At 37.8% G+C, this 12,984-nt stretch carries 11 protein-coding genes; 1 reads left to right on the top strand and 10 read right to left on the bottom strand.

The features are described from left to right. Window positions 1-113 precede the first annotated feature (113 nt). The 5 genes from acsn021_RS01445 to acsn021_RS01430 form a co-directional block, all read right to left on the bottom strand. Complete coding sequence (locus acsn021_RS01445; protein WP_184093765.1) at window positions 114-1,505, bottom strand: sensor histidine kinase; 1,392 nt, start codon at window positions 1,503-1,505, stop codon at window positions 114-116. Next, a complete protein-coding gene (locus acsn021_RS01440; RefSeq protein ID WP_184093766.1) occupies window positions 1,506-2,201 on the bottom strand; it encodes a response regulator transcription factor in 696 nt (231 codons plus the stop codon). It lies immediately after the preceding gene. A gap of 4 nt (window positions 2,202-2,205) precedes the next feature. After that, window positions 2,206-2,283 (bottom strand): LDCC motif putative metal-binding protein, encoded by a 78-nt coding sequence (locus tag acsn021_RS23200; RefSeq protein ID WP_408626142.1) that lies wholly within the window; start codon window positions 2,281-2,283, stop codon window positions 2,206-2,208. A 310-nt stretch (window positions 2,284-2,593) separates the two neighbouring features. Next, entirely contained in the window at window positions 2,594-4,891 is a 2,298-nt protein-coding gene (locus acsn021_RS01435; RefSeq protein WP_184093767.1) for a heavy metal translocating P-type ATPase, read from the bottom strand. Between the two features lie 30 nt (window positions 4,892-4,921). After that, window positions 4,922-5,287, bottom strand: a complete 366-nt coding sequence (locus acsn021_RS01430; RefSeq protein ID WP_279289853.1) for an ArsR/SmtB family transcription factor — start codon at window positions 5,285-5,287, stop codon at window positions 4,922-4,924. Between the two features lie 524 nt (window positions 5,288-5,811). On the opposite strand from acsn021_RS01430, the gene acsn021_RS01425 reads away from it, so the two are divergent. Continuing rightward, a complete protein-coding gene (locus acsn021_RS01425; RefSeq protein ID WP_184093768.1) occupies window positions 5,812-8,478 on the top strand; it encodes a cation-translocating P-type ATPase in 2,667 nt (888 codons plus the stop codon). A gap of 94 nt (window positions 8,479-8,572) precedes the next feature. On the opposite strand, the gene dhaS is transcribed toward acsn021_RS01425, so the two are convergent. From dhaS to acsn021_RS01400, 5 genes are all read right to left on the bottom strand, one after another. Then, complete coding sequence (dhaS, locus tag acsn021_RS01420) at window positions 8,573-9,127, bottom strand: dihydroxyacetone kinase transcriptional activator DhaS (protein WP_184093769.1); 555 nt, start codon at window positions 9,125-9,127, stop codon at window positions 8,573-8,575. Window positions 9,128-9,507: 380 nt separating this feature from the next. After that, window positions 9,508-10,716 (bottom strand): coproporphyrinogen-III oxidase family protein, encoded by a 1,209-nt coding sequence (locus tag acsn021_RS01415; RefSeq protein ID WP_184093770.1) that lies wholly within the window; start codon window positions 10,714-10,716, stop codon window positions 9,508-9,510. After that, the gene (locus acsn021_RS01410; protein ID WP_184093771.1) at window positions 10,709-11,221 is read right to left on the bottom strand and encodes a flavodoxin family protein; all 513 of its coding nucleotides are present in this window, start codon (window positions 11,219-11,221) and stop codon (window positions 10,709-10,711) included. The genes acsn021_RS01415 and acsn021_RS01410 overlap by 8 nt, the downstream gene beginning before the upstream one ends. Window positions 11,222-11,240: 19 nt before the next feature. Further along, window positions 11,241-12,011: an ABC transporter ATP-binding protein gene (locus acsn021_RS01405; protein WP_184093772.1), complete on the bottom strand. Its 771-nt coding sequence runs from the start codon at window positions 12,009-12,011 to the stop codon at window positions 11,241-11,243. Then, a complete protein-coding gene (locus tag acsn021_RS01400) occupies window positions 12,001-12,981 on the bottom strand; it encodes a FecCD family ABC transporter permease (protein WP_184093773.1) in 981 nt (326 codons plus the stop codon). The genes acsn021_RS01405 and acsn021_RS01400 overlap by 11 nt, the downstream gene beginning before the upstream one ends. Window positions 12,982-12,984 lie beyond the last annotated feature (3 nt).

The raw sequence follows: 12,984 nt of genomic DNA, 5'->3' as shown, positions 1-12,984 counted from the left end.
TGCGTTCTTACCCCTAAAAAGGTTAGGAACGAAGACAGGGTACTTTATTAAGCCAGTATTAGAATCGTATTTTATTCACTTATATAAATTTTGACTGATTCAAATTATTATTCCTACACACCCCTCGGCAAGCTTATTATAAATTCAGTTCCTTCTCCTAGCTTACTTTTCACCTCTATACTGCCGTTGTGGGCTTCAATGAGTGTCTTCGTGATAGCTAAACCTATGCCTACACCACCGGTACTTCTATTTCTGGATTTATCCGCACGGTAAAAGCGTTCAAAAATATGGGGTAAATCACCTTCATCTATACCGATTCCTGTATCCTTCATACTTATTTTTACTTTGTCAAAAGCATATTTTATCTCAATACTAACTTGCGTTCCTTCTTTTGAATACTTTATTGCATTGGATAAAAGATTATTAAATACCTGACTCATCTTATCTTCATCCGCATAGACCAGATTTTCTCGATTCGTATACGTAACCTGTATTTTCTTCTCTAATAGCTCATTCGCATAGTTATTCAATAACCGGAGGATAAGTTTTGTAAAGTCAAATTCTGTTTTATGAAGCAATAGATTTTCATTTTCTACACCGGATAAGTCCTCAATACTTCCGATTAACTTTTTTATCCTGATTATTTCTTCATAGCAACTTGATAAACGGTCTGTGCTCATATCCCATATTCCGTCCAGCATAGCTTCCATATGCCCTTGCACCGAGGTTAACGGCGTTCTAAGCTCATGAGCAACATCCTGGGTCAGTTGTTTTCTAAGATTATCTTTTGCTTCTAATGCTTCCGAAAGTTCATTAATAGTATTGATTAAAATACGGATTTCTTTCGTGTTTGATTCCTCTTTTAGGCGTTCCTTATACTTACCTTGAGATAAGGATAGTGCTTTTATAGACACGGAATTAAGTGGTCTGCTAATACGATCTGACATAAATATACCTGCTCCCACAGCTACTAAAAGAGAACTTACACCAATGACCACAAACAAAGAATTTAATGCTTTTATAAAGATAAGTTCTTCCTCATTAAAATAATATGGTCCTACAAAGCCTGTGGTCAGTGTCCCTATGCTGGTTTTTCCCTGCGTTAATTCATAATTTTTTTCCTGGTATTCTCCGTTCCACTGATTGGAATAACGATTCATATTAGCAGCCATATTTATTATCATTGCCTGACATAGTCCATTATTATGCTCATAGGCCGACCAAACGGTATTGTTCTTACTGTCCTTTACTACGATAGTCAGCCCATTTTGCAGTGCATTCATTCCAATTATTTCAAGATAGGAAGGATTTAGTACCTTATCCTGTTCATACTTTATCTTTATAAGTTCTATGATTTCCTCTGTCTGCTTTTCCTGTTTTTGAATAGCATACTTTTCAAACTGGGTTTTTATTCCCATATTGGCAATGAGACTAGTCATTCCAACAATAATAACAACAATAACTATATAAGATAAGGTGAGTTTACTTCTTAAGGAAGGTCCCATTTAAATACCCCCAAACTTATAGCCGATTCCCCGAATGGTAAGAATGTAATTGCATTCCTTAGAGTTATCCTCAATTTTCCCCCTAAGATTTTTTATATGAGAGTCAATGGTTCTGTCATATCCTAAAAAATCACCGTCAAAAGCTATATCTATCAGCTCTTCTCTGGTAAATACTTTACCTGGACGCTTTGCAAGAGTGATAAGTAACTTGTACTCACTGGGTGTTAGGCTGACGGCATTGCCCTTCTTCTTTACCAGATAGTCTGACTGGCTTATCACTAAATCTTCCCCGCAAAAGCTTAGAATATTTGAAGGCTCTTCCTTTGTGGTACGGCGAAATAAAGCATTTACACGGGCTACCATTTGCCTTGGGCTAAAGGGCTTTGTCATGTAATCATCTGCTCCAAGGTCAAGACCCTGTATTACATTATCATCGCTGCTCTTTGCCGTCAGCATAATTATAGGTACGTGGGATGTTTTGCGAATCTCTTTGCAGATTTGTTCTCCGCTAATATCCGGTAACATCAGGTCTAACAAAACCATATCTATTATTTGTTCTGCATATATTTTTAAAGCCTCTCTGCCATTATAAGCTTTAAAGACCTCATAGCCACTATTTAACAGGTAGGATTCAATAAATTCTACTATTTTTACTTCATCCTCTACAATAAGAATTCTCTTTGGGTTGTTTGCCACAAGCTCACCTCTTTTTTATACGATTCAATTTACAGCAGTCCATTCTTTCTTTTCCATACAATTCTTCATTCTCCTTTGCCATGTCCAGTAAGAATTTCTGAATTGCCTTTTTTAGTTTCTCCAATAATTGGGCAATACGTTTTAAATTTATTTTAGTATACAGGAAATCCCTCCTTTGCACAAGAAAGCCTATTCCATTTTGTAACTACATGTTCAGGCGTTACACCTGCTGTACGATTTAAAAAGGACAGTATGATTTCATGTTAGCATAGGATTATGGATTTTTTATGAATGTCGTAAATCCAAATCAAAAAATCGTGGTTCTAATATAACCTAGAATTACACGATTTTTTGAATGTATATTGTAATTAATTGCCGAAAATTTTTATTTCCTATTTTATCTTCATTGCCCGCATAGCATTTAGTACGGCTATTAATGCGACACCAACATCTGCAAAGACGGCTTCCCACATGTTCGCAACACCAAAAGCACCCAATATCAGAAAGACTGCCTTTATAGCTAAAGCGAATACTATATTTTGCCATACAATAGTATGGGTTTTCTTTGCTATTTTAATGGCACTGATTAACTTGGAAGGTTCATCTGTCATTAATACCACATCTGCTGCTTCGATTGCTGCATCAGAACCTAAACCTCCCATTGCCACACCAATATCCGCACGGGCTAATACAGGCGCATCATTAATGCCGTCACCTACAAAAATCAGCTTGCCTTTTCCGGCTTTCTGTTTATAAATAGCTTCTAACTGCTCTACCTTCTGATCCGGCAATAGCTCTGCATGAACCTCATCAAGTCCTAACTGTCTGCCGATTTTTTCACCGACAGATTTACTGTCTCCAGTTAACATTACAAGCTTTTTCATGCCGATTTCTTTTAATTCTTTCATTGCTTTTGCAGAGTCTTCTTTTACTTCGTCTGAAATTATAATATTTCCGGCATAGGTTCCATTGATTCCAATATGCACCACAGTACCAAGAAAATCTGTTTTATCATAAGCAATGGCTTCCTTCTCCATCAGCTTAGCATTACCGGCATAAATCATTTTGTCATTAAGGCGTACTTTAATGCCATGACCTGCTATTTCTTCGTATTCCTCTAGCTGTTCCTTATCAATTTCTCTGCCATATGCCTTTTGTATGGATAAAGCAATGGGGTGGTTGGAATAACTTTCTGCATAAGCTGCATACTCTAGCAACTGTTCTTTTGATATGTCTTCTACGGTATTCATCTGGGTTACCTTAAATACACCTTTTGTCAATGTACCAGTTTTATCAAAGATAACTGTATCAACATAATTAAGCGCCTCTAAGTAATTACTTCCTTTGATTAAAACTCCATGTCTTGAGGCTCCGCCTATGCCACCGAAAAATCCTAACGGTATAGAGATTACAAGGGCACATGGGCAGGAAATTACAAGGAATATAAGGGCTCTATATACCCATTCAGAAAATGTAGCACCCGGCAGAATAAGTGGTGGTAATATAGCCATTAAAGCAGCCGTTATAGTAACAACCGGTGTATATCTTCTGGCGAATTTAGTGATAAAGTTCTCCGTAGGAGCCTTTCGGCTGCTTGCATTTTGAACCAAATCAAGTATTTTTGATACGGTGGACTCTTCAAAGTCCTTCATAACTTCTATCGTGAGCACACCATTTTTATTAATAAAGCCACCCAATACATTGTCTCCCGGTACTACTTCTCTTGGTACGGATTCACCGGTTAAAGCAGAAGAGTCAATCATGGAAGTACCTTCTACCACCTTACCGTCAAGCGGCACCTTTTCTCCGGGTTTAACCAGAATCAATTGTCCGATATCAATTTCTTCTGGTGCTACTTTTTTTGCAATTCCGTCAATAATAAGATTCGCATAATCCGGTCTGATATCCATTAAATCGGCAATGGATTTTCTGGAGCGATTTACTGCAAGGTCCTGAAACATCTCCCCAACCTGGTAGAATAACATAACTCCTACACCTTCTGCAAATTCACCAATAGCAAATGCACCAATGGTCGCAATACCCATCAGGAAATTTTCATCAAAGACATCCCCTCTTAAGATATTCTTACCTGCTTTTAAAAGTACATCTCCACCTGATAAGAGGTAACTGATAAAAAATAAGCCAAATGAAACCGACTTGGGCAAATCAAAAATCATGGCAATAGCAAAGATAACCGCTGATATTCCGAACTTAATTATTTTTTTCTTTAGAGAACCGCCTTCACCATGGGAATGACTATGACCATGCTCATCTTCCTCTTCATGAGAATGGTCTTCTGCTCCATAATGTCCATGATGTATATGTTCATCCTGCGCGTGGCCGTGTCCATGACCCCCACAACAGCCATCACTGCATCCATCCTGACGCTGCTCCCCTTCCTGCTTAGGAACCTGTACCTGCGCTTTTACTCTTTTTGCTCTCGGACTTTTATATTCTTTTACAACGACTTCCGGTTCAATGTCTTTAACTATCTTTTTTACCTTCTGCAGTAATTCTTCCTGACTATTCCCCTGTTCTGTTTCAATGAGCAGAAGCTTCGTTGCAAAATTAAGGCTGGTATGACTAACCTCCTTTAATTCGCTAACTTTCTGTTCAATCTTCATAGCACAATTGCTGCAGCAAAGTCCGTCTAAAACTAACTTTGTACTTATCCTGCCTTCCATACTCATAACCACGCCCTTTCCGATATATGTGTAAATTTATTTTTCATTCACATGAACTAAACCTAATTTAAAAATACTTTGTACATGGTCATCATCTAATGAATAATAAACCACTTTACCATCTCTTCTGAACTTAACCAACCTTGCCTGCTTTAAAGCTCTTAGCTGATGAGAGATAGAAGACTGGGTCATATTAAGCAATGCCGCTATATCACAGACACACATCTCCGCTTCTGCTAATGCACATAATATTTTTATTCTGGTGGTATCACCAAAAACCTTAAATAATTCTGCTAAATCATACAAGCTTTCTTCTGGGGGCATCTGTTCTTTCACTTTTTCTATCACATTCTCATGTATCACAGTACAATTACAACGATCTATTTCTTGATTCTTACCCACTTAGGTTACCTCCTTTTAATGATTGAACATATGAACAACTATTCATATTTATATAATTATAATATTCCGAAACCAAAAAATTGTCAACTACTTATTTGATAATTTTTTATTATTAAACAGGTTATTAGCATAGCCTTTACAATGTGACGCTAAAGAGATACGAGGAGCGTCTTAAGAAAAGAGGTCTTACATATCATAGTAACAGGGAATGATAATTTAGATAGAAAAACAAGGAAAAACTGATAACTATAGCAGATATTTAGGATGATAATCAAAAACTTTTTAAGCACATCTTGATTTGTATCTGTGCCATTGCATACAGATAGGAATTTATAATGAAAAATTAATTTTACTCTACCAGAAATTTATAGTAAAATTTTACTATAGATAAATGTTTCGGATAAATGTAAGTATTATGTATAAAGCAATTGCACACAGAAAAAACTAGAAAGGATGATTGTCTTCTTTTACATGGTCTAAAAATAAAATAATATGTATTTCATTACTATGAGAGAGGTGTTCGTATGTGGTTTTCCAAAACTAAGGATGATATTTTTAATGAATTGAAAGTAGACCCTTTAACCGGACTTTCTTCCCAGGAGGCCCAGAACAGACTTGAAAAATTCGGCATGAATAAATTAAAGGGCAAACCAAAGAAAAGTTTATTTTCCCTGCTCCTGTCGCAATTAAAGGATATGCTGATTTATGTACTTTTAGGTGCTGCCGTCATTACTATATTCATAAATGAGTATGTTGATGCCATCATCATCTTAATGGTAGTACTCTTAAATGCAGTTATAGGTGTTGTTCAGGAATCCAAAGCAGAAAAAGCAGTTGAAGCACTTCAACAGATGACAACTCCCAGATCCTTGGTGCGACGGGATGGAGAAGTAAAAGAGATTAACTCCGAAGAGGTAGTACCCGGTGATATTGTAATCCTGGATGCAGGGCGTTATGTACCGGCAGATTTAAGACTGATTGAAAGTGCCAATCTCCAAATAGAAGAATCTGCACTGACCGGAGAATCCGTACCGGCAGATAAGAATTCTTTAAAGCTCTTTAATGACCCTAAAACACCGATTGGCGATGCGGCAAATATGGCATTTATGTCTACTCTAGCCACTTATGGACGGGGTGAAGGTGTTGTAGTTGCTACCGCCATGGATACAGAGATTGGAAAAATAGCTAAAATACTGGATGAAGATACTGATGAAATGACGCCCCTGCAAAAGCGTCTGGATGAACTCGGACGTATCCTGGGTTTTATCGCTATTGGTATCTGTGTGTTGATTTTTATAGTAGCCTTGATTCAAAAGAGAGATTTATTCGAAATGTTTCTAACTGCCATTAGTTTAGCAGTTGCCGCAATTCCCGAGGGGCTAGCCGCTATTGTAGCTATCGTACTGGCACTTGGCGTTACCAGAATGTCAAAAATTAATGCCATTGTAAAGAAGCTTCCGGCTGTGGAAACTCTGGGTTCTGTCAACATTATCTGCTCGGATAAAACTGGTACCTTAACGCAGAATAGAATGACAGTCGTAAAGCAATATACCTATCATAAACTGACTAACATACCTTCCGCCGATTCCTTGCTTAGTGCAGACGGTGATGAAGCAGATCTAATAAAATCTCTAGTTTTATGCTCTGATGCCACCTATGAAAATGGGCAGGGTACCGGTGACCCGACTGAGGTAGCTTTGATTGTTCTTGGCGAACGCTTTCAGCTAACCAAAGCCGCCCTAGGTGCCAGACACAAAAGAATATCTGAATTTCCTTTTGATTCAGACCGGAAGTTAATGTCTACCTTAAATGAAGAAGCCGCCGGTTACCGGGTCCACACAAAGGGTGCCATTGATAATCTGTTAAAAATTTCTACCACCGCATTGGTAAATGGTCAAAAGGTTCCTTTAACCGAAGAACTAAAAGCAGACTATCTGAAAAAAACTGAGGAAATGTCTGATGCTGCTCTTCGTGTTCTGGGGGTTGCCTTTAAAGATACGGATACTGTATTAGCTCCTGATGCGATGGAAAAAGATTTAACAATTATCGGTCTGGTTGGCATGATTGATCCACCAAGACTTGAGGTAAAAGCTTCAATCATGGAAGCAAAATTAGCAGGTATTACCCCAATTATGATTACCGGTGACCATAAAAATACAGCCGTTGCCATTGCGAAAGAGCTTGGTATTGCAGATTCCATTGAACAAAGCCTCACCGGTGCTGAAATCGATGAAATACCGGAAGATGTTTTTTCAAGTAAAATTAACGAGTACCGAGTATTTGCAAGAGTTTCACCGGAACATAAAGTCAAGATTGTACGCGCCTTTAAATCCCATGGAAATATTGTATCTATGACCGGTGACGGAGTAAACGACGCTCCCTCTTTAAAGTATGCTGATATAGGTGTTGCTATGGGCATTACCGGAACGGATGTGGCTAAGGGTGCAAGCGATATGATATTAACGGATGACAACTTTACCACCATTGTCAATGCAATTGAAGAAGGCAGAAATATATATAATAATATTAAAAAGGCGGTTATCTTTTTATTATCCTGTAACCTTGGTGAGGTTGTGACCATTTTGACCTCTATTTTATTCTTCTGGCCCGTACCATTACTTCCTACGCAGATATTGTGGATAAACTTAATAACGGATTCTCTTCCGGCAATTGCTCTGGGTGTTGACCCCGGCGATAAAGATGTTATGAAGAAAAACCCCCGAAGTCCTAAAGAGAGCTTCTTTGCTAAGGGCGCAGGGTTAAGGGCCATTATTGGTGGTCTGCTCATTGGTATCTTGACCTTAGCCGCTTTTTACTTTGGGCTTGCAGAACACGGCTATCACCTTAATTCTGCACAAATCCCGGAAGAAGTTATGACTTATTCAAGAACTATGTCCTTTGTTGTATTGGCTGCCTCCCAGTTAATGTATTCCTTAACCATGCGCAATCCCAGCAAATCTATCTTTCAAGTTGGAATTTTTAGCAATTTGTATTTGGTAGGTGCTATAATAGTAGGCTTTATATTACAATTAGGAGTTATCTCTATTCCCTTTTTAGCAAATGCTTTTAAAGTTCACAATTTAAGCCTTCGTGATTGGGGTATTGTACTTGTATTTGCACTTATCCCATTGGCTGTTAATGAAATTATTAAAATATTTATGAGAATGGCAGAAAAGAAAGAAGACCAATAGTTTCTTATATCAAAAGAACCTGAAGAGACAGTCAGCCTGTTCCTCAGGTTCTTTTATGGTAATTTAAATAGAATGTAATACAAGGCTAAGAATACTATTTTTGATATTTCAGCAGCGCTTTATGTATATCTCCGGTAATCAACTTATTAATTTTATCAATTATAGCATCGGGTTTTTCTTTCATTCCGGTTCGAATCCATTCCAGCATAATTCCAACAAAAGCATATTTATAAAAATCAGCAATAAAGGCCTTATTTTCCTCTGCTACCGTTAGCCCCTCTGCCTGCTCTTCTACCACTCCCTTAAGAAGCTTATATACCTCATTATACAGAAACCGTTCCAGACGTTCACGCCCTAGAGAGTGAAATAGATTTATTACTAATCCCCTATTCTCTTCCACATATTTAAATACCTTAAGAAACCCTTCTCTCCAACTGTCATAGGTCTTTTTTCCGTCCAAAGCATTGAAACCTTCCGTTACAAATATCCATTCCAACAAATCATAGATATCCTGAAAGTGGTAATAAAAGGTCTGGCGATTCACTTCACAATCTTTGACAATATCTTTAATTGTAATCTTTTCAATCGGCTTCTTCTCCATAAGTTTTTTTAGAGAAGCCGCCAAAGCTTTTTTTGTTATCACTGACATGGCTTGTACCTCTTTGATTTATTTTTCTTCCCTCTAATATTGCCTAATAGAGAGTCTTCTCAGGAAAGAACCTTGATAAAACATATGGTCTTCTTTATTATATGCCAAAGTTCCATGTCAACGCCATTATTTTTTACATATTTATACTTTTTTAATACTTACTTTATAATTACTGTTTATAAATATTTTAGCAAAATTCAAAGGGTAAACTTGTTTTAATAAATATTATATAATGCATATAATAAGTTGTGACTAAAAATAGCCGAATCTATTTTTAGTCACTTTTTGTATATCAGATATTTTTTAATCCCTTTATAACCTGAACTTTTTCTACTTCGCTATATAAAATAAAGGTATTAAAGACGTTTCTTTTTATAATACTACTGCGTCATAGCAGCCAACTCCCTGGAGATTGTATTCCCCCAAAAGATTCCTTTGTGGGTGAGACGATACTCCTCCCCTTCTTTTACCACGTAATGTTCCGCAAGAAGCTTTGAAAGTATTGCCTGATAGGCTTCATAATCCTTGTATAATGCTGTATTTCTCGGCAGATAGCCCCTTTGTAAATCTCCTTTAAAAATTACGCTGTCTTTATAGGCAGGGTGCATCTGCATTCCTTTTCGGTTCCCAAATTCTGCTACAGAAGTCTGATACTCCCTTAAATCAATCGGATTCATCATGGCCAGTCCGCATATACTTCCCCCTGCACCGGCACCTAAGGGTAAAGTATCCGCACCATAATGACGGTTCATAATGTATTTATACGTATCATCCCGAACCATCTTCGTCAACTCAAGAAACCGGTATCCGCTTCTCTCCATGGTTTCTGCAATGCGAAAAAACATCTCTTCATCATTTTTAAGTCCCTGTGCTTCATCTATCTTTGTTTCTTTCATATTAATCAAGGAATACATAGAAAATCCACCCAGTTCAAGAGAAGTTATTTTCTTTAAATCCTCCATCAAATCGCCAACTGTCTGGTTAGGGTAATTATAAATTAAATCCATACTTACCGTAGCAAATCCCGCATTTTTTAAATATCTAAGCTTTTCAAAGGCTTGTCTACCGCTGCCAATCCGGTTCATCTGTCTTCTGCCCTCATCATGAAAGGTCTGAACTCCAACAGAAAAGCGGTTGACTCCTTCCTCCCAAAACATAGCTATTTTATCTTCTGTCAATTCGGACACCGTTGTTTCGATGGTAAACTCTGCATTCTCTGTAAATCGAAAACATTCCTTTAATGCTCTAATAATTTTTCTTAAGTCTTCTTTGTCTAAGGTTGTTGGAGTACCTCCTCCAAAATAGACTGCATCAAATACCATCTCTTTAACCGACGTGTAACTGCCATAGTTTCTAATCTCTTCCACTATCCAGTCCCCATAGTTACTGTGAGGTTCCTGCAAGCTTCTTCGCATATTACAAAAACTACAAATTTTACTGCAAAAAGGAACATGAATATAAATAGTTGCAGGCTGCCGGTTCGTACTATTCTTTTGCTCTAGAACATCCATTAGAACACCCGGTCCTTTAAGATACTTTGCACCTTCTGCCATAGCACTGTGATGCGTTTTCAGTCTGGAATTAAACATTGGTACTTAACCTTTCGCAAAATAATTCTGCTGCATGAGCAATATCTGCCTCACTGGGATGATTTTTTGCCACCGCATATCTTCTTCTTTTTTCTTCTGTAATTGCATGGGGATTGTCTGCCGGTAACTTTTCAAACCTGGCAATTATACTGTCGTTTAGCTTGCCTTGACAAATGTATTTGGCAATGACTTGATTTTTTTCTTTCACAACTTCTTCCCCGTTCATAAGTGAGTTCCAGCCATGCTCCGTATCCGGCCAATAGCCAAGCGTTGCAAAAATACCTACTTTCTTACCTTCAAGGCGCTCCAAGAATTTCTTTGCTTCCTCATTGGGACCACCTTTGTCAACCCAGTATCCTGCCAGAACAACATCGTAACTATCAAGTTCTGTTACTTCTTTCATCGGTTTAATATCTTTAACCTCTGCTTGAATTCCTTCATAGATACCTTCTGCTACTTTTTGTGTATTTCCTGTTAAACTGGAATATGTTACCAAAACCTTCATTTTGTTATCTCCTTTTATTTTATGTACTAAGTGGAATCATGTAGGGGCACTTGTTTTGCTCGCACCACTGTATCATAGATTTTATACCATATACCTCCTCAATTCTGCGTTCTGTAATCCCTTCCCTTACAGGCCCGTCATATACGATTCTGCCCTTCTTCATAATAATTACATTATCACTGAATTGAATTGCCTGATTAATATCATGGAGTACCATGAGTATTGTCATCTGAAATGTTTGATTTAATTCCCGAACCAAATTAAGTATTTCATATTGGTAATAAACATCAAGATATGTAGTTGGCTCATCTAAAAACAGCATGTCTGTCTTTTGAGCCAATGCCATAGCAATCCATGCTCTCTGCCTTTCTCCGCCGGACAGCTCACATAGCTTCTTGGTCTGAAGCTCTGATAATTTTGTCACCGAAAGTGCCCAGTCAATAACCTGGTCCTCCTCCTCATCTTTGTTACTAAAAAAACTCTGATATGGAGTCCTTCCGTATCTTACCAGTCTCTCAACCGTAATATCACCCGGCGCATTATTCTGTTGATATACAATTGCTATTTTTTCTGCCAATTTCTTTTGTTTATAGGAGCTTAACTCTTTTCCATCTAATAGTATGCTGCCGTTTTCCGGTTTTAACTGGTTTACAAAAAGATTTAATAGAGTGGATTTTCCGGAACCATTTGGTCCAATTATTGTTGTAATCTGCCCTTTTTCTATTTTTGTATCCAGATTCTTTATAAATGGATTTGTACCATACTGAAAAATAAGTTGCTTAGCTTCCATAATTATTCTCTCCTTTCCTTAACAGATACAGAAAGAACGGACCACCAAGTACAGACATAATAACCCCCACAGGAATTTCGTAAGGTGCGGTTACCGTTCTGCCAAGCGTGTCTGCCAGGACTAAAACAAACGAACCTAGAATAGCGGCAAAAGGAAGTAAAACCTTGTGGTCTGAGCCCATCAATAATCTGGCTACATGAGGCACTACTAGTCCCACAAAGCTAATAACCCCTGCATAAGCTGTGGACACCCCTGCTAGGAAAACAGCCACTAAAGAAATTAGAATTCTATGTAAGTTAGGATTCATACCCAGACTCTTGGCATTTTTATCACCTAAAGCCAACAGGTTGCAGCTTTTTGCCAGTGGCATGGCAAGCACCAGACCAATACCGGTATAAAGAATCATCACCTTAACCTCATTCCAGCTTTTTTTTCCTAAACTTCCGTTCATCCAATTTAATACCCCTGCAAGATTTTCACTGTTAAGAATAGACATCATACTGCTGACACCACCAAGAATCGCATTTACAGCAACACCGGCAAGAATGATTCTTACTGCTGTAATCCCCTTTTTCCAGGCAAGTGAATAAATCATAAAGCAAGCAGCCATTCCTCCAAGAAAACCATAAAAGGGTATCATATGAGTATTCTTTGGAAAGTATAGCATTATCAGCATGACCACAATACTAGCTCCGGAGGAAATTCCGGTGATTCCAGGGTCAGCCAAAGGATTTCTCATAACTCCCTGTAACAAAACACCTGCTACTGACAGGTTTGCTCCAACTAAAACGCCCATAATTACTCTTGGGATTCGAATATTTCTGATAATTCCAACGCTCCCTGTTTCTTTTGTGAACAACGCCTCTATTATATCCTGAATCGGAACATTGACACTGCCCACTGAAATCGAAAAAATAATTCCAAAAACCAGTAAAATACTTACTATTACAAATGCACCTATTTTTTTCATGTC

Source organism: Anaerocolumna cellulosilytica (assembly GCF_014218335.1).
In the GTDB taxonomy this organism is placed as follows: Bacteria; Bacillota; Clostridia; order Lachnospirales; family Lachnospiraceae; genus Anaerocolumna; species Anaerocolumna cellulosilytica.
Note: the sequence above shows the minus strand (reverse complement) of the source record. Positions and strands in the feature narration are given on the sequence as shown.